Origin of the sequence: Streptomyces malaysiensis subsp. samsunensis (genome assembly GCF_024519315.1) — a bacterium.
In the GTDB taxonomy this organism is placed as follows: domain Bacteria; phylum Actinomycetota; class Actinomycetes; order Streptomycetales; family Streptomycetaceae; genus Streptomyces; species Streptomyces malaysiensis.
Genome location: NZ_JANIIC010000004.1, coordinates 103,527 through 125,921, shown reverse-complemented (window position 1 = coordinate 125,921; position 22,395 = coordinate 103,527). Strand labels below are relative to the sequence as shown.

Genomic DNA, 22,395 nt, shown 5'->3' with positions numbered 1-22,395 from the left:
GGTCCTTTCCGGGATCAGAACAGGGGAGGCTGGCCGCTGCCGGCGGTGATGCCGCCGTCGACCGGCAGAATCGCCCCGGTGATGAAGCGGGCGTCGTCGGAGGCGAGGAAGGCGACCGAGCCGGCGATGTCGGCCGGGGTGCTGTACCCGGGCAGCGCCCGCCGCTGGTTGAACCGCTCGATCAGATTCCCGGCGTCGGGGTGGTCGACGGCGTGTTCCTCCCCGATGGTCAAGGAGGGGGCTACGGCGTTCACACGGATGCCGAACTGGCCGAGGTCGTGGGCGAGCCCGCGGGTGAAGTTCACGACGGCGCCCTTGGCCGCGTTGTAGGCGGAGAGCATCCGGTCACCTCCCAGCCCGGACGCCGAGGCGATCTGCGCGATGCTGCCCCGGGTCCGCTTCAGGTGCGGCAGCGCCGACCGCACCCCGAAGAAGCAGCTGTCGACATCGGTCCTCATGACGAGCCGCCAGTCGTCAAGGGTCATCTCCTCGAAATCCTTGCCCAGGCCCAGACCGGCGTTGGACACCAGCACGTCCAGGCCCCCGAACCGGTCCACGGCGGCGCCGATCATCGCCTGGACCGCATCCTGGCTGGTGACATCGGTGGCCACGGCGAGCGTCCGTTCCGTCCCGAGTTCGGCCGCGAGCGTGTCCAGCCGGTCCTTGCGCCGTGCCGCGAGGACCACGTTCGCTCCCTCTTGGGCGAACCGCCTGGCGATGCCGACCCCGATCCCGGAGCTGGCGCCGGTGACGACCACCGTCTTCCCGTCGAATCGCTGTTCCACGCGAGAGACCTCTCATCTTTGGCGTCAGAGACTGACGTTTTTAGCGTCAGGCTGTGACGCTAACTCGTGTCATAGACTGACGCAAAGTGGTAGGGTGGATTCATGCCAAGAAGCGGGGAAGCGGTGCGTCAGCGGCTTCAGCGGGCCGCGCTGGAACTGTTCACCGAACATGGCTTCGACCAGACGCCGGTCGAAGCCATCGCGGCACGCGCCGGCGTGACCGAGCGCACCTTCTACCGCCACTTCGCCGATAAACGCGAGATGCTCTTCGACGGCGAAACCGAACTGCGTGATCTGCTCGTCCAGGCCGTCGCCGCCGTCCCGCACGGCATGAAACCGCTGCCGGCCCTGCGCGCCGCCTTCCACGAGACGGTGCCCCTGTTCGAACGCAACCGCCCGCTCACCGAGCCCGGCGTCCGGCTCATCGCCGAGACTCCCGCCCTCCAGGAACGCTCCCTGGCCAAGCGCGCCCTCCTGGTGAACGCGCTGACCGACGCCCTGCGAGCCCGGGGCGTCAATCCCCGGACCGCACCCCTGTGCGCCCAGGTCGCCATGGACACCTTCGCCGTCGCCACCCACCGCTGGATGCAAGAACCATCCGTTCCCCTCCATGACCAGCTCGACCAGGCGTTTCGCGAACTGCGCCTAGCCGCCGCAGCTCTCAAGTAGCGGGGGGTCGACCGCCACGCCATCCGAGCCCGTCCATCATCCCGGGCGGGAGACAGGGTCGAATGACACCAGGTTGGCGGCTTTTCGGTATCCGGCGCACATTCATCAGTGGGCGGCGTCGGCTGCCGGGTCCATCGTGGTGGTCAGTGCGCCCGCCCCATCCGGGCGGCACGGTCGTTCACGCTCTGGCGCGTTCGGCCCCACTGTCTGCAAGGAGCTCGGAAACAGATGACTCGAACCGGCAAGGACACAACCGTCGTTATCGTGGGAGGCGGAGTCGCCGGACTGGCACTCGGCAATTTCCTCCTGCGGAGGGGAATCGGTTGCATCGTCCTGGAGAAGCACAGCCGTGAATACGTGGAGCAGCGGCAAAGGGCCGGCTCTCTCGACGCCGACGGGGTGCGTGTGCTGCACGAGTGGGGGGTGGGCGAGGTCGTGGAGGGCTACAGCCACGGCTCCTCCGATGCGGGTTTGCCGCTGCTGATCGACGGCGAAAAGCGGGAGTGGCGGATGGACTCCGACGACGCGGATGATGTCGACGGCGCGTACTGCCCCCAGCAGATCCTCGTCCGGAACCTCATCAAGGTTTTCCTCCGCGACGGCGGCGACCTTCGCTTCGAGGCCGAAGACGTTTCGCCGCAGGACATCGACACCGAGCATCCTCTGGTTCGCTACCGGGACGCCGCCGGCTCGACAAAGACCCTCAGCTGCGATTTCGTCGCCGGCAGCGACGGCTACCACGGCGTCAGCAGGACCGCCGTCCCCGCCGACATCCTCACCTGCGCCACCCATGAGTTCGGGTACGCCTGGCTGACCGTCATGACGGAGGTACCGGCAGATCCCCTGGCCGTGCTGGCGGTGCACTCTCGCGGCTTCGCCGCACAGATCACTCGCGGCCCGAACGCGAGTCGTCTCTACCTTCAGTGCCCGCTCACCGACACCGTCGAACAATGGCCGGACGAGCGCATCTGGAGCGAACTCGAAGCTCGATTCGGCCGGCCCGTGGCGCCCAAGGGCCCGATCACGAGCAAGCAGGTCGTGCCGCTCCGCGGGGTGGTGTTCAGCCCGATGAGCCACGGCCGGCTCTACCTTCTCGGGGACGCGGCGCACCTCATCTCCCCGATGAGCGCGCAAGGGATGAGCCTCGCCCTCCACGACGCCGAGGTGCTTGCGCGGGCGGTCATCCAGTGGGTCGAGAAGCACGATTCCACTCTGCTCGAAAGCTACTCCGACACCTGTCTGAACCACACTTGGGAGCGGCAGGCATCCGCAGTCCAGATGACCGAGACGATGCATGACTCCGGTGACACCTCCTACGAAGGGGAGTTCCGCAAGCAGATCGCCCGAAAGAATCTGGAAACCATGCTGGAGCCGCTGCCGGCGAATCGCCCGTCCCGGTAAATCGGCCAAGGGCCAGGGCTGATTCGGCCCACTCGGGGCCAGCCGAATAAGTCGAAGCCACCCGGTCTCACCGGACACCGCACCCGTCACCATGGCAAGAACGCGGTCAACGGCCGCACGCCCGGTGGCCGGGTGTCGGTGTCCGCCCGCGTGTGGGCGACTCCTCCGCTGGGCGGTACCGACGATGTCATCGAAAAGGGTTTGCGGACGGGGCCGCGCTTGGATAGACGTTACGGCGGAACCCCCGCCACGAGGGTGAGGGGCCATGACGGCGGGAGGAGGGATAAGCCCATGATCGCCATGACCATCGCGCTTGTGCCCTCCCGGGGTGCGGACCACATCTGACCCCGGAGCGGACGGGCGCCTTCACCGGAGCGTGCCGTGACCGTGAATCAGAACGAACTGACCATGCGTCCGATCACCGGATGCGAAGAACTCGGCCTCTTCTCCCAACTGCCCTACACCCTCAACGAGGAACTGGCGGACGACCTTGCCACCGGCCGCCGACGTCCGGAATGGATGTGGGTCGCCCTTCACGGCGAGCGTCTGCTGGCCAGAGCCGCATGGTGGGGCCGGCCGGGAGATGACACACCCTTCCTTTTGGACATCTTCGACATCGACGACAGCAGCCCGGATCGTGATCGCGTGGACATCGGCGTGCGGCTGCTCCAGATCGCCATGGCCGAAGTCATCCCCGCAAGCACCCGTCCGCCCGAGTACAACCGTGTCGTCCCATCCGATTGGCGCGAGGACGACGTGGCCAGGCACGTCGTCGAGGACCGCATGCTCGCCCTGGAGCGAACCGGCGCCCGCCTGCTCGTCGAACGGCTGCGCTTGGAGTGGCGTCCCGGGACGCCACTCCCCACGCCGAGACAGCGACTGGCGTTCCGGCCGGTCCGCGACACCGAGGAAATCCTCGCCCTGATGACGCTGGTCCTGGATGGAACGCTGGACGCGCACAGCAGGGACGACCTGACCCGGATGTCTGCCCGCGAAGCGGCGATCAGACACTATGAGGACGAACTCGCGCACTTTCGGAGCCCACAGGACTGGTGGCGGATCGCGACGCTGCCGGACGGCGAGCCGGTCGGGTTCGTCACCCCGGCCCGCAATGACTACAACCCCGTCATCGGCTACCTCGCCGTACTGCCCGAACACCGGGGCAACGGCTACATCGACGAGATCCTCGCCGAAGGCACCCGTATCCTCATCGCACAGGACGTCCCGCGCATCCGGGCGGCCACAGACTTCGGCAACACTCCCATGGCGAGCGCCTTCCAGCGCGTCGGGTACGTCATTTTCGAACGCCAGATCACCATGACCTGGAGCTGACCCAGAGGGCCGCGGGTGTGCGGTGGTGCGGTGGCCGTTTGCGCGGGCGTGGTGCAGGGCAGTCGGTCGGTCAGGTCTGCAAGGCGGGGAACGGGACGCCGGTCAGCCGTTCGCTCTCGCGCCACAGCCAGGCACCCTGGTCCGGGCTGTCGGCCCGGGCGGGCAGGGGCACCGGCCTGGGGGTGCCGGAGGTCTGGTCGCGTCCGGCGGGGCCGATGAAGGTGCCGCTGACGGCCTCGGCGTGGGTCGCGGCATACAGAGAGGGCCAGGCGGCGCCGTCGGCGGTGCCCATCAGGGTGCGGGCGGCGAGGGCGACGAACAGGCGGCCCATCCGTCCGCTGGAGGTGTGGCGCTGCAAGTTGGTGACGGCCGAGCCCGGGTGGACGACCAGGGCGCGGTGCGCGGTGCCGTCGAGGCGGCGGGCGAGTTCCTGGGTGAAGACGACATTGGCGCGCTTGGACTTGGCGTAGGCACCCATGGGGCGGTAGTGGCGTTCGCTCATCAGATCGTCGAGGTCACCGGAGCGCCAGGTGGCGGCGATGGCGCTGACGGTGACGACGCGGGCGGCTGTGGAGCGTGCCAGGGCGGGCATGAGGTGGGCGGTCAGGGCGAAGTGTCCGAAGTGGTTGGTGCCGACGGTGAGTTCGAGGCCGTCGCTGGTGGTGCGGCGCTCGGGGACGTCCATGACGCCGGCGTTGTTGATGAGGAGGTCAAGGGTCTCGGTCGCGGCGAGCGGGGCGGCCGCATCGCGGATCGCGGATAGATCGCCGAGGTCGAGTTCCACGGTCTCAAGCTGGGCGCCGGGTACGTCGGCGCGCAGGCGGCGGGCGGCCTCGGCCAGCGAGGCGGGGCGGCGCCCTGCGAGCAGGATACGGGCGCCGCGTTCGGCCAGGACCTGGGCGGTGCGGTAGCCGATGCCGCTGTTGGCGCCGGTGATGAGGGCGGTACGGCCGCCGAGCGAGGGGATGTCGGCGGGGGTCCAGTGCGGGACGGCCATGGAATACCTTCCTAAATGAATGTTCATTTACTAGCCTCAGCACGGGTGGCGACGCGGCCGTTTGTCAAATGAACGTTCATTACGCGAGGGTGGGGCCATGGCAACGCGTGATCCTGACCGCAAGCGTCAGCAGCTGATGGAAGCGGCCCTGGCGGAGTTCGCCGAGTACGGGGTGGCGGGGGCTCGTGTGGACCGTCTCGCCAAGCGGGCCGGCATCAGCCCTGGCCTGGTGTATTCGTTCTTCGCCGGCAAGGAGGGCCTGTTCGAGGCCGTCTATGAGGCGATCGTCGAGCAGACGGTGGGCGCGGTTCCCATCGACGCCGACGACCTGCCCGGCTATGCGGGCCGCCTGCACGATGCCGCCGCACAGCATCCACAGGTCATGCGTTTTCTGTCGTGGTACGCGCTGGAGCGCGCCGAGGGCGCCATGCCCGAGATCGTCGCCCGCTCGATGGCAGACAAGATCGCGGCCATCGAGGCGGCACAGCGGCGCGGCAGCGTCACGCGGGACAAGCCGGCCGGGGAGATCCTCGCCCTGGTGCTTGCGCTGGCGAACATGTGGCAGCAGCACACGGAGGACGTGCGTCATCTGGTCACTCCCGAGCAGCGGCGCACCACGATCACCGACGCCGTGCGCCGCCTCATCACCCCGCAAGAGCCCGCCGATGCCTGATATCGCCACAGCCCGGTGGGCGGAGCTGTCCGCGTGCGAGATCGCCTCGCTGGTCCGCGAGGGCCGCAGCACCGCACAGGCCATGACCGAAGCGGCACTGCACGCCATCGCCGAGCGCGACGCGGGCGTTCGGGCCTTCACCGAGGTGTGGGCGGATACGACCCGCGCCCACGCGGCCGAGGTGCAGGCCCGCGTCGAGGCCGGAGAGCGGCTTCCGCTGGCCGGAGTCCCGATCGGCATCAAGGCCGGCGAAGGCACGGGCAGCGTCCAGTCACAGCGAATGATCGAAGCGGGCTGCGTCCCCGTCGGGGCGACCTCGGTTCCTGTGGTCTCCAACGCCGCCGACTGGCAGACCTGGGGGCACACCGATCGCGGGCCGACCCTCAATCCGCTCAACCCGGCCTGGAGCCCGGGTGGTTCATCCGCCGGATCGGCGGCCGCGGTCGCCTCCGGCATGGTGCCGCTCGCCACGGGAAGCGACGGCGCCGGCTCGGTGCGCATCCCGGCGGCCTGGTGCGCCGTCTACGGGCTCAAACCCACCAACGGCACCGTACCCGCCCGCGACGCCGCCGGGCTGAACATCGCCGGACCCCTCGCCCGCGACGCCCAGGACCTGCGCGCCGCCTTCAAGGCTCTCGCCGGTGCCGACGCAGGCACGGGTACGCCGGTTCGGCGCCCGCTGCGCGCGGCCTGGTCCGCCACGCTGGGCATCGTCGACACCGACCCCGAGGTCGCCGCTCGCGTCCGCTCCTTCGTGGGCACCGCGTTCGGCGACGCGGACCGACTGCTCGTGGACGAGCCGGACATCCGTCTGCCCGATCCAGCGCCGTGCTGGATGGCCCTGCGCGGCCACCGAGCCGCCCCAGCCGAACAGGTCGAGGCCGTCCGCCGCGAGCTGCACACCGCCGTGGACGCTCTGTTCGGCGCTTACGACGTGCTGGCCACCCCCACCACCCCGCACCCGCCCCATGGCCACAGCGGGCCGGGCAACCGCATGAACGTGGCCCTGACCTGGGCGTTCAACATCACCGGCCATCCCGCCGTCTCCCTTCCCGCCGGGCGCACCCCCGCAGGCGACGTGGTCGGCTTGCAGTTCATCGCCCGGCACGGCCGTGAGGCAGACCTGCTCGCGCTCGCCGAGACCTCCAGCCGCTGCCGCTGATATACGCGCGGCTCAACAGCCACCGCCGGGGCCAGGCCGAAGGGCCCGCGTGGCGGCGGGGCCAACGGCCCCGCACCCCGGCCGCGGTCCACTGGACGACCGGGCGGCGCTCGCGCACACGGCTACCAGCTCGGCGACCCGGGCCAGCTCGGCGACCCGAGCCAGTTCGGCGACCCAGGCCATCTCGGGGCCGGACTTCGGATACCGCCGTGCGGCGGTGGGAAGACGCGTCGGCGGTCTCGGTGGCGTCCCGCTCCCGGGGCGGAGGTCACCGGTCTGCCTCCTCAGCGTGCGGTACGGCGTGGCGAACTGGCGCCGGAGCCCCTCGCACCCTGTCGGTCTTCACTTGCTCGCCGCGTCTCCCGGGCGCCGCGTGACCGGCGCCTCCCACAGGGCGGTGATCGCGTCGGCCAGGTCGGAGGCGGTGTCCTCCCAGTTGAGACGGGCCGTGGCAGAGCCCTCCGCGAGGGCCCGCTCGGTCTCGACACACATCTGCACGATCAGGTGACGGGCCATCAGCACCCGTACGGCGGTCACCTGGTGCGGCAGATCCGGGAGGAACCGGTCGAGGACGTTCCGCAACTGCTCCCGTGACGCGGAGACGAGGTCGTCTTCGTTCATCATCACCTCGAAAAGCGCCGGGTCGGCCGACACCTGGGCGTTGAACCGGGCGAACCAGGAGGGGCTCCCCAGAGCGGCCATGTGCTCGGTGACGGGACGCACCGTGCAGGCCGCCCAGTCCCGGACGCAGGTGAAGTCGCCGGCCTCGGCCAGTACCCGGTCGCGGATCTCCGCGATGGCCTTCGCGTGCCGGCCGGCGATCGCCCGGACCAGGTCGGTCTTGGTGCCGAAGTGGTAGCCGACGGCGGCGGTGTTTCCCTGCCCCGCGGCGATGCTGATCTGACGGTTGGAGACCGTATGCACCCCGTGCTCGGCGAACAGCCGTTCCGCGGCGTCCAGGATCGCCGCCCGGGTCGCCTCGACCTGCGCCTCCCGGACCCCTCTGCCCGACATCGTCCGCCACCTCACCGGGACCGCGTACCGCGTCCGCGACGGCCGGTCCCGAAACCGTCGCGGGTCCTCCACCGGGACGGCGGGAGGAGAGCACGACCAGCCTACTGACCAGGGACGCCGTGGGCTGATCGCCGGCATGCTCCACCGCGTCCGAGGGCTCTGCTACAGTCGATTTAAATCAATCGACTGAGTTAAATTTAGCCCAGTCGGAGGACCGTCCGAAGCGCGCCAACGGCCAGGCGGTCCGCCATTCCCGCTATTCGGAGGCCCCTCGCCATGCCCGACGCCCTCGCCCAGCCCGTCAGAAGCGGAGAGCCCGCGCCGCCGAAACCGAACCTCGTCGTGGCGGTGCTGGCCTTCGCCGGGATCGTGGTCTCGCTGATGCAGACCGTGGTGATCCCGATCGTCCCCGAGCTGCCGACGCTGCTGCACGCCGACGCCGCGGACGCCGCCTGGGCGATCACCGCCACCCTGCTGGCCGCTGCGGTCGCCACCCCGGTCGTCGGGCGCCTCGGCGATATGTACGGCAAGCGCCGCATGCTGCTCCTCAGCCTGGTCCTGCTGGTGGCCGGGGCCGTGCTGTGCGCGCTGTCCGACTCCCTGACGTCGATGATCGTCGGGCGGGTGCTCCAGGGCCTGGCCGCCGGTGTCATCCCGCTCGGCATCAGCATCATGCGCGATGAGCTGCCGGCCGAACGGCTCGGCACCGCCACCGCCATGATGAGCGCGTCCCTCGGCATCGGTGGCGCCCTCGGTCTGCCCGCCGCCGCGTTCATCGCCGACAACTTCCACTGGCACACGCTGTTCTGGGTCTCGGCCGCCATCGGCGCCCTCGGCACCTGTCTGGTCTTCGCCCTCGTCCCGGAGTCCGAGGTCCGCACGGGCGGCCGGTTCGACGCGGTGGGCGCCGTCGGGATGGCCGTGGGTCTGGTGTGTCTGCTGCTGGCGATCTCCAAGGGCGCCGACTGGGGCTGGGGCAGCGGCACCACGCTCGGCCTGTTCGCCGCGGCCGTCGTCGTGCTGGCGGGTTGGGGCTTCTTCGAGCTGCGGATCGCCGCACCCCTGGTGGACCTGCGCACCACCGCCCGCCGCCAGGTGCTGGTGACCAACATCGCCTCGATGTCCTTCGGCTTCTCGATGTTCGCGATGTCCCTCGTCCTTCCGCAGCTCCTGCAACTGCCCGAGGCGACCGGCTACGGACTGGGCAGGTCGATGCTGACCGTCGGCCTGGTCATGGCCCCGCAGGGCCTGGTGATGATGGCCTGCGCGCCGGTGTCCGCGGCCCTTTCCGCCGCCAAGGGGCCGAAGACCACCCTGATGACCGGCGCCCTGATAGTGGCGGCCGGATACGGCCTGAACATCGTGATGATGTCCCAGGTGTGGCAGCTCGTCCTGGTGTCCTGCGTCATCGGCGCCGGGGTGGGCTTCGCCTACGGTGCGATGCCCTCGCTGATCATGGGCGCGGTGGATCCCTCCGAGACGGCCGCCGCCAACAGCCTCAACACCCTGATGCGCTCCATCGGCACCTCTACCGCCAGCGCCGTCGCCGGGGTCATCCTGGCGCAGCTGACCACCGACTTCGCGGGCCACGCACTGCCCTCGGAGAACAGCTTCAAGATCGTCATGGCCATCGGCGCCGGAGCCTCCCTCCTCTCGTTCGTGGTGGCCTCGTTCATCCCCCGCCGGCGTCCGTTGCCCACCGCGGACCCGGCCGTCCACGAGACCGCCGAGCCGTCCGCGCTCGTGGATGTGCCCGCCCCCAAGGTCTAGCGCCCCCGTAACCATCGGCGGCCCCGTACCCCTCCCCCGGCGCAGGCCACCGCGCCCCGGCGCCCCGGAGGTGACCCGCGTCCTCGGACCGGAACACCCAACCCCCACCAGGAGGTCTCATATGAGCCGACACGACCCGGACATCCGTCTGCCGCTGACCGGCGACGGCCCGCTGGATCCCCCGGCCGAGTGGCAGCGGCTGCGCGAGCGGTGCCCGATGGCCACCGCCGAGCTCCCGAGCGGTGACAAGGCCACCTATCTGACCCGCTACGACGACGTCAAAAGCCTGCTGTCCGACGCCCGTTTCAGCCGCCCGACCGCCACGGACAACGCCGCCCGGATCGCCCCCGACGGCGCGGGCGGCCCGGCGGCCAACGGCGACACCTCGCTGGCCATCCCCGACCGGGGTGAACCCCATCAGCGGTGGCGACGGCAGGTGGGCAAGTACCTCACCGCCAAGCGCATGACGGCGCTGCGCCCCGGCATGGTGAGCATCGCGGAGTCCCTCGTGGAGGACATGGTCGAGCACGGACAGCCCGCGGACCTCAAGGCCGCGGTCGGCTTCCCGTTCCCGGTCTATGTGATCTGCGATCTCCTGGGCGTGCCCGCCGAGGACCGGGACCGCTTCTCCTACTGGTCCGACGCGTTTCTGAACGTCTCCCGCTATACGACGGACGAGACCCGGGCCGCGCACACCGAGCTCAACCAGTACATGGCCACGCTCATCGCGGCCAAGCACACCGAGCCGGGCGAGGACCTGCTCAGCACGCTGATCGCGGAGAGCGCGGAAGAGGGCGAGGGGCTGTCCGACGACCAGTTGCTGCACACCGGGGTGGCGCTGCTCGTCGCCGGGCACGAGACCACCGCGAACATGATCGGCAAGATGGTCTCGATGCTGCTCGCCGACCGCACCCGGTGGGAGCGGCTGCTGGCCGACCCCTCCCTGGTGCGCACCGCGGTCGACGAAGCGCTGCGCTTCGACGCCAACCTGGGCTTCGGGCTGCGCCGCTACCTCGGTGAGGACGTCGACCTGGACGGCCGGATCCTGCCCGGCGGGACCACCGTGATCTGTAGCATGCCGGCCGCCAACCGTGATGAGCGGGTCTTCGCCGATCCGGACGAGATGGACCTCGGCCGCTCCCCGAATCCGCATCTCACCTTCGGTGCCGGGCCGCATTCCTGTCTCGGCCAGACCCTGGCCCGCTCCGAACTCCAGGTCGTCCTCGACGTCCTGCTGCGGAAGCTGCCGACGCTCCATCTGGCGGTGCCCGCACAGGAGTTGCAGCGTGTCGAGGGTCTGCTCGTCGGCGGCCTGCGCACGGTGCCCGTGGGCTGGTGAGCCATCCCGGAAACACCGCGCCGACGAGACGAGCGGGACACGACCGCAGAAAGCGAGAAATGACATGAAGGTCCATGTGGACGAGGCCAAGTGCTGTGGCGCCGGTCAGTGCGTGCTGATCGCACCGGAGGTGTTCGACCAGCGGGATGAGGACGGCATCGTCGTCCTGCTCACCCCCGAGCCCGCCGAGGACCAGCGGTCCGACGTCCGGGAAGCGGCGGCCGTGTGCCCCGCGGCCGCGATCACACTCGACGAGGATCCGTCGTAGGACGTGGTTCCGCGCCGCGCGTCGAGCGGCGCGCGTGCCCGCACCGCCCCGTGCAAGGGGCGGTGCGGGTGATCAGCCGCCGTCACGGGAAGCCGTATCCACCCCGCGATGGCCGCACCGGCTTCCTGCCGCCCGTTCCGTACGGGCGCCGGCGGCCGCGGCCGGAAGGGTGTCGTCGGCTCGGTATCCGAGCCGGTCGGTGACCGCGACCACGCCTTCGAGGTCCCCGCACAGGCGCACCAGGACGGAAGCCGTACTCCTGCGCTCCACGACGCCGCTGAGGGACACCTCTCCCTCCTCGACCCGCACCTCGAGCGCGTCCCGGGGCAAGCCCAGCGAACGGGCCATCACCTCGCGCCGGATGTCCTCGGCGATCGCCCGGTCGCGGCGGAGGAAACCCCGGAGCAGATCGCCGCGGCCGACGATGCCCACCGTACGCCCGGCTTCGTCGACCACCACGAGGTGGTCGACACCCCGTCGGCCCATCACCCGGGCGGCCTCGCCCACCGTCCACTCCGATGCGGCGCATACGGCGGGGCTCCTCATGAGTCCGGCCGCGTCCTTCACCCGGCTGTCGCGCTCGGCGTCCGGCGACGGCCGCGCGGTGAGTGCCCAGCCGTCCGGGGTGTCCTTGCCCGCCGCGTCGCTCAGCAGATCGGCATCGGAGACCACCCCCAGCGGCCTGTTCTGATCGTCGAGTACGGGCACGGCGGTGAGATCGTGCTCGACGAGCACATTGAGGATCTCCTTGAACGACGCGTCAGGCCGCACATGGACGACGGCCGTCGTCATGACCTGCCCCACGGTTCGGTGTGTCATCGCCGCACCACGGTTCCCTTCCGGAAGAACATGGAAAGCGGAGGCCGGGCTCGGCCTCCTCTCCTCTCCACTGTGGGCTGGTGGCGCGGCACCCGGCGTGGGTCGACGGGCCCCGCCGGGGCGCCGACCGGCCCACGCGTCCGGGGCGGGCCGGCGCGGCTCGGGTCGGCTCGGGTCGGCTCGGCTCGGGTCGGCTCGGGTGGCAGCCTCCGCCCCCTCCGGGAAGGCGGAGTCGTCCGTACCGGCTTGGCCCCCTGTCCGTGTCCCTCCGCGCGTGGTCGGGCGGACACGGACATGGGGCCGGTCGGCCGAGTCCATGGGACCTGGGGGCCCATCCCGCCCCGCCCTCCGCGCCGAGATGGTGGAAGCGCGTCCCCGAAGGAGGTCCGCACCATGCCCGGTACCGTCACTGTCGGCCTGGACGGTTCGCCCGAGAGCTTCGCCGCGGCCGACTGGGCCGCCCGCGAGGCCCTGCGCCGCGAACTGCCGCTGCGCCTCGTCCACGCGCTGGACTGGCACTCGTTCACCTACGCTCCACTCACCGGAACCGCGTCGCTGACCCGATGGGCCGAGCGCCTGCCGCGCGACACCGCGGCGCGGCTGCGGCGTGACCACCCGGATCTGCGGATCGTCCATGAACAGGTCGCCCGGGAACCGGTGCCCTCGCTGCTGGCGGCCGCCGAGAGCTCCGAGCTGCTGGTGCTCGGCTCCCGGGGCCTGAGCAGGGTGACCGGCATTCTGGTCGGCTCCGTGGCGCTGTCGGTCGTGGCCCGGGCCGAGCTCCCCGTCGTCCTGGTCCGGGCCGGTGCGGCCGACGAGGACGAACACCGGACCGGCTCGGCCGCCACCGCATCCCGGCCCCGCGCGCACGGCGATGTCGTACTGGGGCTCGACCTTCGGCGGCCCGCCGCGGAAGTGCTCGAGTTCGCGTTCGGCGCCGCCGCCCGGCAGGCAGTGGCACTGCGCGTCATCCACGGATGGAGCCCACCCTCCGCCTCCGGCTATACGGCGCCCTTCGACACCGGGCGGTCGGCTCAGGTCGCGAGCGAGCTGACCGACGTACTCCGCCCCTGGCGGACGAAGTTCCCCGGCGTCGAGGTGAGCCAGCAGATCGTGGCCGGCCGCCCCGCGGAGCACCTGGTGGACGCCTCGGCCGACGCCGCGCTGGTGGTCGTAGGCCGCTTCACCCGCGGTCCCAGGACCGGCCCGCGCATCGGTCCGGTCACCCACTCCGTACTGCACCGCTCCCCCGCACCGGTGGCGGTGATCGCGCACGGCTGACGACCGCCGAGCGATGAATCCGCCCGGCGCGGAACACCCGCTGCCCACCCCCTTACACACGGAGGTACCTGTCATGCTTCGCCCCGTCGTCGTCGGGCTCGACGGCTCCCCCGAGAGTTTCGCCGCGGCCAACTGGGCCGCCCGTGAGGCCCTGCGCCGCGAACTGCCGCTGCACCTGGTGCACGCGTGGCTCTGGCAACCCGTCGATGTGCCCGCCCCGGACAGCGAGGACACCGTGAGGCACTGGGCGCAGCGCATCCTGCGCGACGCCGAGAAGGAACTGAGGGGCCACTACCCGGACCTTCCGCTCACCGCCGAGCAGGTACCCGCCACGGCCGTCACGGCGCTGCTGGAACGGGCGGAGAGCGCCGAGATGCTGGTGCTCGGCTCGCGCGGGCTCAGCGGCCTGGCCGGTTTCCTGCTCGGCTCCGTCGGCCAGCAGGTCCTCGCCCGGGCGACATGCCCGGTGGTGATGGTGCGGGCGAATGAGCAGTCCGCCACCGAGCTGCCTGGCGACGAGGTCGTCGTCGCGCTCAGCAACCTGGCGAAAGCCCCCGGGTCGCTGCTGGACTTCGCCTTCGCCGCGGCGTCCGCACGCGGGTCGACGTTGCGCGCCGTGCACGTCTGCAAGCTGCCGGCGTCCGACTACGGGTACGGCATCGCCGCGGGACCCATCGGCTACCTGGACGGTGATCTGGAGGGCCGGCTGAACCGGGAACTCGACAAGGCCCTGGAACCGTGGCGGGAGAAGTACCCGCGGGTCACGGTGGTACGCACGATCGATCTCGCGTTCGTGGCCGGGTCGGTGCTGCGGGCCGCGGCCGGGGCCGGACTGCTCGTGGTCGGCCGCCGGACGCGCCGTTCCGCCCTGGGCACGCATATCGGCCCCGTCACCAACGCGGTGCTCCACCACTCCACCGTGCCGGTGGCCGTCGTACCGCATGACTGAAAGCCGGCTCCGGGCGCCGGGCCGGGTCCTCGGCCGCACCGCCCCTCCCGGTGGACCGGGCACACCTCCTGTCCGCCGGGACCGGCCGGCCCTGGGCCCCGCCGCGCCGCCGGGTGAATCCGCAATTCAACCGAATCCAGCGGATGTCCGCGGTCAGCTCCGGCGGCCGGATATGTCGTCGCCGTTCTCGTCGGTGACCACGACGTCGATCCCCTTGGCGCGGAACGGGTCGAGATCGGCGTCGGTGGCCGAGTCGTCGGTGACCAGTGTCCACTTCGGAGGCATCGGAGCCCAGGCGTGAAACGGCCGACGGCCGATCTTGGCGGCATGCACGAGCAGGTAGACACGGTCGCTGCGGCGCGTCATCAGCTCCTTGAGCCGGGTTTGCCGGATGTCGGCCTCGCAGATGCCGTCCTCCGCGGTGACCCCGTCCGCGCCGAGGAACACCCGGTCGAAGGTGCGGCGTTCCAGTCTCGCCGTCCCTTCATCCGGTGGCACCCGGCGCCAGGTCCGCGGCCTGGCGCAGCGCCTCGATCATGCTGCCCACCTCGGCCGCTCCGGTTCCCGCGATATCGAAGGCCGTGCCGTGGTCCACCGATGTGCGGATCACGGGCAGCCCCACGGTGATGTTGACGCCCGCTTCGATGCCGAGCACCTTCACCGGCCCGTGGCCCTGGTCGTGGTACATGGCCACGATCAGGTCGTAGTCCCCGCGGCCGGCGAGGAAGAACGCGGTGTCGGCGGGCAGCGGGCCACGCGCGTCGATACCGTCGGCGCGCAGCTTCTCCAGTGCGGGCTGGATCTTCGTCTCCTCCTCACCGGCACCGAACAGGCCGTTCTCCCCGGCGTGCGGGTTGATCCCGCAGACTCCGATGACGGGCGTGCCGACTCCCGAGGCGCGCATTGCCTGGTGGCCGCGGCGCACGGTCCGCTCGACGAGGCCGGGATCAATCCTGGCGATGGCGTCGATCAGGCCGATGTGCGTGGTCACGTGGATGACCTTGACCTTGGGTGTCGACAACATCATCGACACCTCCTCGGTACCGGTCAGCGCCGCGAGCAGCTCTGTATGCCCGGGGTAGATATGCCCGGCCGCGTGCAGCGCCTCCTTGTTCAACGGCGCCGTGCAAATGGCCTGCACCTCGCGCGCGACCGCGAGCTCGGCCGCGACACGCACATACTGGTAGGCCGCTTCGCCCGCGGCCGGGCTCAGTTTCCCCCACTCCAGGCCGTCGGGTAGCAGACCGAGGTCGATGACGTCGATCCGGCCGGGTGTGAACCGGGCCCGTGCCACCGATTCGACGGCCGCCACCTCGACGCTCGCACCTCGCGCCAGGGCGGCCTCGCGCAGCCGGCGGGCGTCCCCGATGACGAGGGGACGGCACCGTTCGTACACGGCCGCGTCGGCGAGCGCGCCGACCACGACCTCGGGGCCGATTCCGGCTCCGTCCCCCATCGTGACGGCTATGACGGGCAAGGGCGATTTCACTGCTCCTCCTGAGGATCAGGCTGGTGAAGCCGGTCGGCGATCATGAGCAGGCTGTCCGGGCCACCGTGGCCGCCGGGCCGGGCCACGAGGTCGATCACCTGCACGCCCGAATTCCGCGTGGAACGCGCAAGTTCGACCGTGTCGGCGCCAATGGCCAGAGCCGCCCCCACAGCGCCGCTGAGGTCGTCGCACAAGGCTGAACCCATAAATTCCGCGGATCTCACGCACACCTCCCCACGACCCATTTTGCGTGAAACACGCTATCGGCATTGCGCATTGCGTGCAAGAGTGCCAGAGTGCGCACCCACAGGTGCTCCTACGGCGAAGGCGCCGACGAGCAACGGAGGGTTCCACATGCGGACAGCAACGCCACAGACGGCACAGATATCCCGACGAACACTGCTCAAGGCATTGAGCGTCACCGGAGGCGCGATGGCTGTGGGCAGCCTTGCCGGTTGTGCGAGTCCCACGGGCGGTCCGCCGCCCGGTTCGGTGACCCTCGGACTGAACCGTTCACTCGTCTCACTCGACAACAAGCTCAATCAGTTCGACGCGGCGGTCACCGTGCAGCGCGCGGTGCGCCAGGGACTGACCCGGATCGGTGCCGATCTCACCCCGGTGCCCGTACTCGCGGATCGATTCGAGCTCACCGCCCCGACACAGTGGACGGTACGGCTGCGTGAGGGCATCCGCTACTCCGACGGCAGCCCGGTGCGCATCAAGGACGTCAGCACCGCGCTCACGATGTACCGGCAGGTCAGCGGCTCCTACATCGCCGGGTTCTTCCCCGAGTGGCCGACGGTCGTACCGGTGGACGAGCGAACGTTCACGCTGGAGACCAAGCGCCCGCTACCGGTGCTCGACTACCTGATGGCCAACATCCTCCTGACGCCCGCCTCGGCGAACGTGCCCGAGGAACTCCAGTCCGGCGTCGGCTCCGGCCCCTACGTGGTCACCGCGTCGAACCGCGGCACCGGCGAGTACACCTTGCGCCGCAACAACAACTACTGGGGCAGGCCCGCGCGCGTGAAGCAGGTGCAGGTGCGGTTCGTGCCCGAGGAGTCCAACCGGGTGGTGGGACTCCGCTCGGGTGAGATCGACATCATCGACACCATCACTCCCGACTCGGCCGATCAGCTGAGCGGGCAGCCGGATGTGGCGTTCGAGCGGGTCCGCGGTACCCGGATCAACCAGCTCTTCTACAACTTCCGCAAGCCGGACGGCCATCCGCTGTCCAAGGCGTCGGTCCGCCAGGCACTCTCGCTGGCCGTGAACGGCAAGCGGCTTGCCGACGAGGTCCTGGCCGGCTCCGCGCAGCCCGCTGTCGGGCCGGTGGCGCAGACGCTCAACGGCGCGGTGCCCTGCGGCACCTACCACTACGACCCCCGCCGGGCCAAGCAGATGCTGGAGGCCGAGGGCATCGCCGACGGCGATCTGCGGCTCACGCTGATCTGGGAGACGGGCGAGTTCGCGGGCGACACCAGTGTGATGGAGGCCGTGGTGCAGATGCTCGGCGATATCGGCGTCCGTGTGAGGCTGCGGCAGTTCGAGCCGGGCGGCAACATCTCCGAGTGGCGCCAGGGCCGGGCGGGCGACTGGGACATCCTCGGCAACGGTTACGCCTCCCCCGTCGGTGCGGCACTGCCGATCCTGCAAGGGATGTACGGCGGCACACCGGAACGCGAACGCACCCGCGACACCTACCAGGGCTATATCAACCGCGAGGTGCTCACGCTGCTCGACAGGGCCTACGCCGAGGTGGACGCCGAGCGACGGCAGAAGACCACCGCCCGCATCCAGCAGGTGGTGTGGGACTCGTGGCCGAGCATGTGGGCGTTCGTGCCGAACTCGGTGCTGGCCTACCGCACCCGCGTCGCCGATGTGTCGTTGGAAGCGACCAACTCCTACCAGCTCGCGCGCATCGGTCTGGAGGCGTGAGGTGATCACTTACGTCCTCAAGCGACTCGGTCAAAGCGCATTCGTCGTGCTGCTCACGGTCTCCACGGTGTTCGTGCTGATCCGGATGGCGCCGGGTGACCCGGCCACCGCCTTGGCCGGGCCGAACGCGACCGCCGCGGATCTCGCCAAGATCCGCACCCAGCTCGGGCTGGACGGCTCGATCCTCTCGCAGTACCTGACCTTCCTCGAGCGTCTGTTCACCGGCGACCTCGGCACGTCGTACTCGTTCCGCGCACCCGCGTTCGACGTGGTGATCGACCGGTTGCCCTACACGATCACGCTCGCGCTGGCCGCGGTCGCGCTCACCGCCGTGATCGCGCTGCCACTGGGCATCTGGATGTCCCGCCGCGCCGACACCGGCCGCGAGATGGGCGCCAACATCGTGACGATCGCCGCGCAGTCGATGCCCGAGTTCTGGAGCGGCATCATGCTGCTCACCGTCTTCTCCGTGCTCCTGCCGGTGCTGCCCTCCTCCGGGTTCACCACGTGGCCGGGGCTGGTGCTGCCCGCGACCACCATCGCGCTGCTCCAAGTCGCGCTCATCTCACGGCTCGTGCGCCGCGAGATGGTGAGCAACCTGACCTCGCCCTACCTCACGGTCGCCCGCGCGCACGGCATCCCGGAACGCAGACTCGTCTGGGGCTACGCCCTCACCAACTCCGCGATCCCCGTGCTCACCGCCCTCGGCACCCGGTTCGCGGCGATGCTCAACGGCGTCGTCGTGGTGGAGGTCGTGTTCAACTGGCCCGGCGTCGGCTCGCTCGTGGTGCGCGCGCTGGAGACCCGCGATTACCCGCTGATCCAGGCGACGGTCCTCGTCACCGCCGCACTCGCGATCCTCGTCCAGCTCCTCATTGACCTGATGTACCCGCTGCTCGATCCACGGATCCGCCTCGGAAAGGCCACGGCGCGATGACCATCACAGAACCCACGGAGACCGGGAAACGCCCCAGCCGCATCACCGCCACCCAGCTGCGCGATGCCGGAGCCACCCGTCGTCCCCGCATGGCACGTGTCAAAATCCGCATCGGCGCGATCCTCACCGCGCTGGTCGTACTGCCGGTGGCGCTGGCCGGTCTGCTGCCCCTGCCCGGCTCCACCGAGCAGGACCTCGGCTCACGCCGACTGCCGCCGCTCACCGACGGCCACCTGTTCGGAACCGACCAGCTCGGCAGGGACCTGCTCGCACGGGTCCTCGACGGCGGGCAGGTGTCGATCCTCATCGGTGTGCTCGCCGTGCTCGTGTCCGGGCTGATCGGCCTCACCGCCGGTGCCGCGGCAGGCTACTTCGGCGGCTGGTGCGACGCGGTCATCAGCCGCCTGCTCGAAGCCCAGATGTCATTGCCCCTGCTGATGATGCTGCTGCTCGTCGTGGCACTGTTCGGCCCATCGGTGCCGGTGATCACAACGGTCATCGCCATCGCACAGTGGCCCGAGGTCGCCAGGCTGACCCGCTCGATGGTGCTCGTCGAGCGCGAGAAGCCGTACGTGGACGCGGCCCGCACGCTCGGCCTGTCCCACCGCGGCGTGCTGTTCCGCCACCTCGTGCCCAATGTGGTCCGGCAGACCAGCCTCGTCGTGCTCCTGCTCCTGGCGCAGGCGGTACTGCTGGAAAGCGCGCTGAGCTACCTCGGCGCCGGCCCGGAGCGGCCGTTCGCCACCTGGGGACGGCTGATCTCGGACGGTCAGGACTACGTCACCACCTCGTGGTGGCTCGTCACGCTGCCCGGTCTGGTCATCGTGCTGCTGGTGGTGGGCGTGAACCTGCTCGGCGACGGGCTGCGGGACGCGGTCAGGGGTACCAAGAAGGGAGTGGCGGCATGAGCAGTGTGCTGGAGGTCGAGGACCTACAGATCGAGCTGATCACCGAACACGGCGTGGTCCGCGCCGTCGACGGGATCTCGCTGCACGTCGACCCCGGCGAGACGGTGACACTGATCGGCGAGTCCGGTTCCGGCAAGTCGACCACGGCGATGGGTCTGCTCCGGCTCCTGCCACCGGACCTGGCCGTGCTCTCGGGCAGGGCGGTGCTCGCGGGGCACGATGTGATCGCCGACCCGGCCGCGATCAGCGGCCTGCGCGGACGCGTCGTGGGGCTCATCCCGCAGGACCCGATGACCGCTCTGAGCCCGGTGCACACCGTCGGCAGGCGGCTGACCGAGCTGGTCCGCCTGCGACTCGGGGGAACCAGCCGCCACCAGGCCCGGCTGATGGCGAGGGAACTGCTGGAGCGGGTGCACGTACCCGACCCCGAACGGGTGCTGGACCACTACCCCCACCAGCTCTCCGGCGGACTGCAACAGCGGGTGCTGATCGCGTGCGCGCTCGTGGGCGAGCCCGAGCTGCTGGTGGCCGACGAGCCGACCAGCGCTCTCGACGTCACCGTCCAGGCGGGCGTGCTCGACCTGCTCATGGAGCTGCAAGAACGCACTGGCGTCGCGATCTTGATGATCACCCACGACCTCGGCGTGGCCCGGCTCGTGTCCGACCGCGTGCACGTGATGCGCGCGGGCCGGTTCGTGGAGAGCGGCGACGTCGAGCGGGTGGTGACAGCGCCGACGCACCCCTACTCGAAGCAACTGCTCGCCGCCGTACCGCGGCTGGTACACAAGGAGACGCCCGCGTGAGCGAGACACCGATCCTGTCCGTCGAGGACCTGGTGGTGGAATTCCCCGACAGCGGCAAGACGAGGTTCCGCGCCGTCTCCGGTGTGGGATTCAGCCTGGGGAAGGGCCGCACCGTCGGCATCGTCGGCGAGTCCGGCTGCGGCAAGAGCACGATCGCACGCAGTATCGTCCGCTTGCAGCGGCCGACGTCCGGCCGCATCCTGCTCGACGGCACCGACATCTCCCGGCTGTCCGAACGCCGTCTGCGGCCGCTGCGCGCCCGCGTGCAGATGATTTTCCAGGACCCGTACGCGTCGCTCGACCCGAGGCTCACCACGGGCGAGATCGTGGGAGAGCCGCTGAAGCTGCGCGGAACGCGCGACTCGGTCCAGCGCAGAAAGCAGGCGCTCGCGCTGCTGGAGCGGGTCGAGCTGCCGAAGACCGCGCTCGACCGGCTACCTGCCGAGTTCTCCGGCGGGCAGCGCCAGCGCATCGGCATCGCCAGGGCGCTCGCGTGCCGGCCCGACGTGTTGGTGTGCGACGAAGCGACCAGCGCACTCGACGTCTCGGTACAGGCACAGGTGCTGGCGCTGCTCAGGGACATCCAGGCGGACACCGGCGTGGCCTACGTGGTGATCTCGCACAACCTCGGCGTGGTGCACGAGCTCAGCGACGACGTGCTCGTCCTGCGCCGGGGCGAGGTGGTGGAGTACGGGCCCGCCGACCGGGTGCTGACCGAACCCGCATCCGCCTACACCCGCGCGCTGCGCGACGCCGCACTGGATCCGGCGGCCATGACCGGCCGCAAACCCCGGCATCTGCTCGCCGGCATCGGCGCCAGAGCAACGGAAAGGAACACATGACCGGCACACCCGGGCCGATGCCCAACCACAACCACAACCGCTGACCGCTGAGAACGAAGGACAGGAGCACATTCCCGTGAGCGCACTCGAGTTCGCCCGTCGAATCCGTAACCGTCAACACGCCATCGGCTACTGGGTGGTGCTCGACGACCCCATCGCCACCGAACGGCTCGCCCGGCTCGGCTACGACTACGTCGCGGTGGATGCCCAGCACGGCCTCATCGGCTACACCGGCATCCGCAACGCGATGCTCGCCATCGACGCGGGGGCCACGTCCGCGGCGATGGTGCGGGTGGAGCAGAACGACCCCTTCGCCATCGGCAGGGTGCTGGACGCGGGCGCCACCGGCGTCATCGTGCCGCTGATCGACTCCGCCGAGGATGCCGCGGCCGCCGTACGCGCGACCCGCTACCCGCCGGAGGGCCGCCGTTCGTACGGGCCGATGCGCGCACAACTGCGCGTGGGCCCCAAGCCCGCGGAGGCCAACGAGTCGGTACTGCTGCTCGCGATGATCGAGACGCCTCAGGGCCTGCACAACGTAGCCGAAATCTGCGCGACGCCGGGTCTCGACGGCATCTATGTGGGCCCCTCGGATCTGCGGCTCGCGGTCGGTGGAGAGACCTCGACCGACCCGGCCGTGGACGAGGTGTTCGAGCAGGCCGTCGAGAAGATCGCCAAGGCCGCGGAGGCAGCGGGGATCGCTGCGGGCATCCACACGCCGAACGGCGAGGTCGCCAGGCGCAGGCTGGAGCAGGGCTACACGTTCGCGTCGGTGGCGAGCGACCTGGTCCACCTGGAACAGGCGGCAAAGGCTCATCTGTCAGCCGCGCGAGGCGATCTGTGAGGCCGCGCGAGACCGGACGCGGCCGCGCCGAAGCCATGCTCACCGCCCCGGTGGCCCGGTCGCACGCGGCGAATCGCTCCAGCACCTCGTCCGACGGCCACCGTTCGGCCGGCTCGTACGTCCGGCTCGACGCGGACTGGCCGGGCCGGCGGGAATCCGATGCGAAAACCGGGAC

At 70.3% G+C, this 22,395-nt stretch carries 23 protein-coding genes; 16 read left to right on the top strand and 7 right to left on the bottom strand.

Annotation, left to right across the window (positions count from 1 at the left end; genetic code table 11):
• Nucleotides 1-14 precede the first annotated feature (14 nt).
• Entirely contained in the window at nt 15-785 is a 771-nt protein-coding gene (gene budC / locus NQU54_RS04880) for a meso-2,3-butanediol dehydrogenase (RefSeq protein WP_257629928.1), read from the bottom strand.
• Between the two features lie 102 nt (nt 786-887).
• On the opposite strand from budC, the gene NQU54_RS04875 reads away from it, so the two are divergent.
• The 3 genes from NQU54_RS04875 (at nt 888) to NQU54_RS04865 (ending at nt 4,187) form a co-directional block, all read left to right on the top strand.
• Nucleotides 888-1,454, top strand: a complete 567-nt coding sequence (locus tag NQU54_RS04875; RefSeq protein WP_257629927.1) for a TetR family transcriptional regulator — start codon at nt 888-890, stop codon at nt 1,452-1,454.
• Between the two features lie 228 nt (nt 1,455-1,682).
• Complete coding sequence (locus NQU54_RS04870; RefSeq protein ID WP_257629926.1) at nt 1,683-2,855, top strand: 4-hydroxybenzoate 3-monooxygenase; 1,173 nt, start codon at nt 1,683-1,685, stop codon at nt 2,853-2,855.
• Between the two features lie 408 nt (nt 2,856-3,263).
• Nucleotides 3,264-4,187 carry a GNAT family N-acetyltransferase gene (locus NQU54_RS04865; RefSeq protein WP_306278385.1) on the top strand — a complete coding sequence of 308 codons (924 nt, stop codon included), beginning with the start codon at nt 3,264-3,266 and terminating at the stop codon, nt 4,185-4,187.
• A gap of 70 nt (nt 4,188-4,257) precedes the next feature.
• Here NQU54_RS04865 and NQU54_RS04860 read toward each other — a convergent pair whose 3' ends face one another.
• Entirely contained in the window at nt 4,258-5,184 is a 927-nt protein-coding gene (locus tag NQU54_RS04860; RefSeq protein WP_257629924.1) for an oxidoreductase, read from the bottom strand.
• Between the two features lie 97 nt (nt 5,185-5,281).
• Between NQU54_RS04860 and NQU54_RS04855 the strand changes: the two genes are divergently transcribed.
• Nucleotides 5,282-5,857 (top strand): TetR/AcrR family transcriptional regulator, encoded by a 576-nt coding sequence (locus NQU54_RS04855; RefSeq protein ID WP_257629923.1) that lies wholly within the window; start codon nt 5,282-5,284, stop codon nt 5,855-5,857.
• A complete protein-coding gene (locus tag NQU54_RS04850) occupies nt 5,850-7,019 on the top strand; it encodes an amidase (protein ID WP_306278365.1) in 1,170 nt (389 codons plus the stop codon). The genes NQU54_RS04855 and NQU54_RS04850 overlap by 8 nt, the downstream gene beginning before the upstream one ends.
• 342 nt (nt 7,020-7,361) lie before the next feature.
• Here NQU54_RS04850 and NQU54_RS04845 read toward each other — a convergent pair whose 3' ends face one another.
• Nucleotides 7,362-8,033: a TetR/AcrR family transcriptional regulator gene (locus tag NQU54_RS04845; RefSeq protein ID WP_069868705.1), complete on the bottom strand. Its 672-nt coding sequence runs from the start codon at nt 8,031-8,033 to the stop codon at nt 7,362-7,364.
• A 276-nt stretch (nt 8,034-8,309) separates the two neighbouring features.
• On the opposite strand from NQU54_RS04845, the gene NQU54_RS04840 reads away from it, so the two are divergent.
• The 3 genes from NQU54_RS04840 (at nt 8,310) to NQU54_RS04830 (ending at nt 11,410) form a co-directional block, all read left to right on the top strand.
• Entirely contained in the window at nt 8,310-9,803 is a 1,494-nt protein-coding gene (locus tag NQU54_RS04840; RefSeq protein WP_257629922.1) for an MFS transporter, read from the top strand.
• A 121-nt stretch (nt 9,804-9,924) separates the two neighbouring features.
• Nucleotides 9,925-11,142: a cytochrome P450 gene (locus tag NQU54_RS04835; protein WP_257629921.1), complete on the top strand. Its 1,218-nt coding sequence runs from the start codon at nt 9,925-9,927 to the stop codon at nt 11,140-11,142.
• Nucleotides 11,143-11,206: 64 nt separating this feature from the next.
• Complete coding sequence (locus tag NQU54_RS04830) at nt 11,207-11,410, top strand: ferredoxin (RefSeq protein WP_069868397.1); 204 nt, start codon at nt 11,207-11,209, stop codon at nt 11,408-11,410.
• A 72-nt stretch (nt 11,411-11,482) separates the two neighbouring features.
• Here NQU54_RS04830 and NQU54_RS04825 read toward each other — a convergent pair whose 3' ends face one another.
• Entirely contained in the window at nt 11,483-12,229 is a 747-nt protein-coding gene (locus NQU54_RS04825; protein ID WP_257629920.1) for a CBS domain-containing protein, read from the bottom strand.
• 393 nt (nt 12,230-12,622) lie between these two features.
• Here NQU54_RS04825 and NQU54_RS04820 point away from each other — a divergent pair, with 393 nt between their 5' ends.
• Complete coding sequence (locus tag NQU54_RS04820; protein ID WP_257629919.1) at nt 12,623-13,510, top strand: universal stress protein; 888 nt, start codon at nt 12,623-12,625, stop codon at nt 13,508-13,510.
• 73 nt (nt 13,511-13,583) lie between these two features.
• Complete coding sequence (locus NQU54_RS04815; protein WP_257629918.1) at nt 13,584-14,459, top strand: universal stress protein; 876 nt, start codon at nt 13,584-13,586, stop codon at nt 14,457-14,459.
• Nucleotides 14,460-14,612: 153 nt separating this feature from the next.
• On the opposite strand, the gene NQU54_RS04810 is transcribed toward NQU54_RS04815, so the two are convergent.
• From NQU54_RS04810 to NQU54_RS04800, 3 genes are read right to left on the bottom strand one after another with little or no spacing between them, the layout of a single operon-like run.
• Entirely contained in the window at nt 14,613-14,957 is a 345-nt protein-coding gene (locus tag NQU54_RS04810; RefSeq protein ID WP_257629917.1) for a DeoR/GlpR family DNA-binding transcription regulator, read from the bottom strand.
• Nucleotides 14,944-15,948 carry a 4-hydroxythreonine-4-phosphate dehydrogenase PdxA gene (gene pdxA / locus NQU54_RS04805; protein ID WP_231981120.1) on the bottom strand — a complete coding sequence of 335 codons (1,005 nt, stop codon included), beginning with the start codon at nt 15,946-15,948 and terminating at the stop codon, nt 14,944-14,946. Before pdxA ends, NQU54_RS04810 begins: the two co-directional genes overlap by 14 nt.
• The gene (locus tag NQU54_RS04800; protein ID WP_257629916.1) at nt 15,945-16,172 is read right to left on the bottom strand and encodes a hypothetical protein; all 228 of its coding nucleotides are present in this window, start codon (nt 16,170-16,172) and stop codon (nt 15,945-15,947) included. The genes pdxA and NQU54_RS04800 overlap by 4 nt, the downstream gene beginning before the upstream one ends.
• A 130-nt stretch (nt 16,173-16,302) precedes the next feature.
• On the opposite strand from NQU54_RS04800, the gene NQU54_RS04795 reads away from it, so the two are divergent.
• The 6 genes from NQU54_RS04795 to NQU54_RS04770 all read left to right on the top strand — a co-directional run bounded on the left by NQU54_RS04795 (nt 16,303) and on the right by NQU54_RS04770 (nt 22,220).
• Nucleotides 16,303-17,886: an ABC transporter substrate-binding protein gene (locus NQU54_RS04795; protein WP_306278364.1), complete on the top strand. Its 1,584-nt coding sequence runs from the start codon at nt 16,303-16,305 to the stop codon at nt 17,884-17,886.
• 1 nt (nt 17,887) lies between these two features.
• Complete coding sequence (locus tag NQU54_RS04790) at nt 17,888-18,823, top strand: ABC transporter permease (RefSeq protein ID WP_069868414.1); 936 nt, start codon at nt 17,888-17,890, stop codon at nt 18,821-18,823.
• Nucleotides 18,820-19,731, top strand: a complete 912-nt coding sequence (locus NQU54_RS04785) for an ABC transporter permease (protein WP_257629914.1) — start codon at nt 18,820-18,822, stop codon at nt 19,729-19,731. The genes NQU54_RS04790 and NQU54_RS04785 overlap by 4 nt, the downstream gene beginning before the upstream one ends.
• Nucleotides 19,728-20,534: an ABC transporter ATP-binding protein gene (locus NQU54_RS04780; protein WP_257629913.1), complete on the top strand. Its 807-nt coding sequence runs from the start codon at nt 19,728-19,730 to the stop codon at nt 20,532-20,534. Before NQU54_RS04785 ends, NQU54_RS04780 begins: the two co-directional genes overlap by 4 nt.
• Entirely contained in the window at nt 20,531-21,376 is an 846-nt protein-coding gene (locus tag NQU54_RS04775; protein ID WP_257629912.1) for an ABC transporter ATP-binding protein, read from the top strand. The genes NQU54_RS04780 and NQU54_RS04775 overlap by 4 nt, the downstream gene beginning before the upstream one ends.
• A gap of 76 nt (nt 21,377-21,452) precedes the next feature.
• Nucleotides 21,453-22,220, top strand: coding sequence for an HpcH/HpaI aldolase family protein (locus tag NQU54_RS04770; RefSeq protein ID WP_257629911.1), 768 nt, complete (start codon nt 21,453-21,455; stop codon nt 22,218-22,220).
• Nucleotides 22,221-22,395: the final 175 nt, after the last annotated feature.

Coding starts and splice junctions, on each gene's coding strand:
- NQU54_RS04865 (WP_306278385.1), top strand. CDS start 3,264: ATGCGTCCGATCACCGGATGCGAAGAACTCGGCCTCTTCTCCCAACTG.
- NQU54_RS04855 (WP_257629923.1), top strand. CDS start 5,282: ATGGCAACGCGTGATCCTGACCGCAAGCGTCAGCAGCTGATGGAAGCG.
- NQU54_RS04830 (WP_069868397.1), top strand. CDS start 11,207: ATGAAGGTCCATGTGGACGAGGCCAAGTGCTGTGGCGCCGGTCAGTGC.
- NQU54_RS04840 (WP_257629922.1), top strand. CDS start 8,310: ATGCCCGACGCCCTCGCCCAGCCCGTCAGAAGCGGAGAGCCCGCGCCG.
- NQU54_RS04815 (WP_257629918.1), top strand. CDS start 13,584: ATGCTTCGCCCCGTCGTCGTCGGGCTCGACGGCTCCCCCGAGAGTTTC.
- NQU54_RS04845 (WP_069868705.1), bottom strand. CDS start 8,033: ATGTCGGGCAGAGGGGTCCGGGAGGCGCAGGTCGAGGCGACCCGGGCG.
- NQU54_RS04870 (WP_257629926.1), top strand. CDS start 1,683: ATGACTCGAACCGGCAAGGACACAACCGTCGTTATCGTGGGAGGCGGA.
- NQU54_RS04825 (WP_257629920.1), bottom strand. CDS start 12,229: ATGACACACCGAACCGTGGGGCAGGTCATGACGACGGCCGTCGTCCAT.
- NQU54_RS04820 (WP_257629919.1), top strand. CDS start 12,623: ATGCCCGGTACCGTCACTGTCGGCCTGGACGGTTCGCCCGAGAGCTTC.
- NQU54_RS04795 (WP_306278364.1), top strand. CDS start 16,303: ATGCGGACAGCAACGCCACAGACGGCACAGATATCCCGACGAACACTG.
- NQU54_RS04875 (WP_257629927.1), top strand. CDS start 888: ATGCCAAGAAGCGGGGAAGCGGTGCGTCAGCGGCTTCAGCGGGCCGCG.
- NQU54_RS04835 (WP_257629921.1), top strand. CDS start 9,925: ATGAGCCGACACGACCCGGACATCCGTCTGCCGCTGACCGGCGACGGC.
- NQU54_RS04860 (WP_257629924.1), bottom strand. CDS start 5,184: ATGGCCGTCCCGCACTGGACCCCCGCCGACATCCCCTCGCTCGGCGGC.
- NQU54_RS04850 (WP_306278365.1), top strand. CDS start 5,850: ATGCCTGATATCGCCACAGCCCGGTGGGCGGAGCTGTCCGCGTGCGAG.
- NQU54_RS04780 (WP_257629913.1), top strand. CDS start 19,728: ATGAGCAGTGTGCTGGAGGTCGAGGACCTACAGATCGAGCTGATCACC.
- NQU54_RS04785 (WP_257629914.1), top strand. CDS start 18,820: ATGACCATCACAGAACCCACGGAGACCGGGAAACGCCCCAGCCGCATC.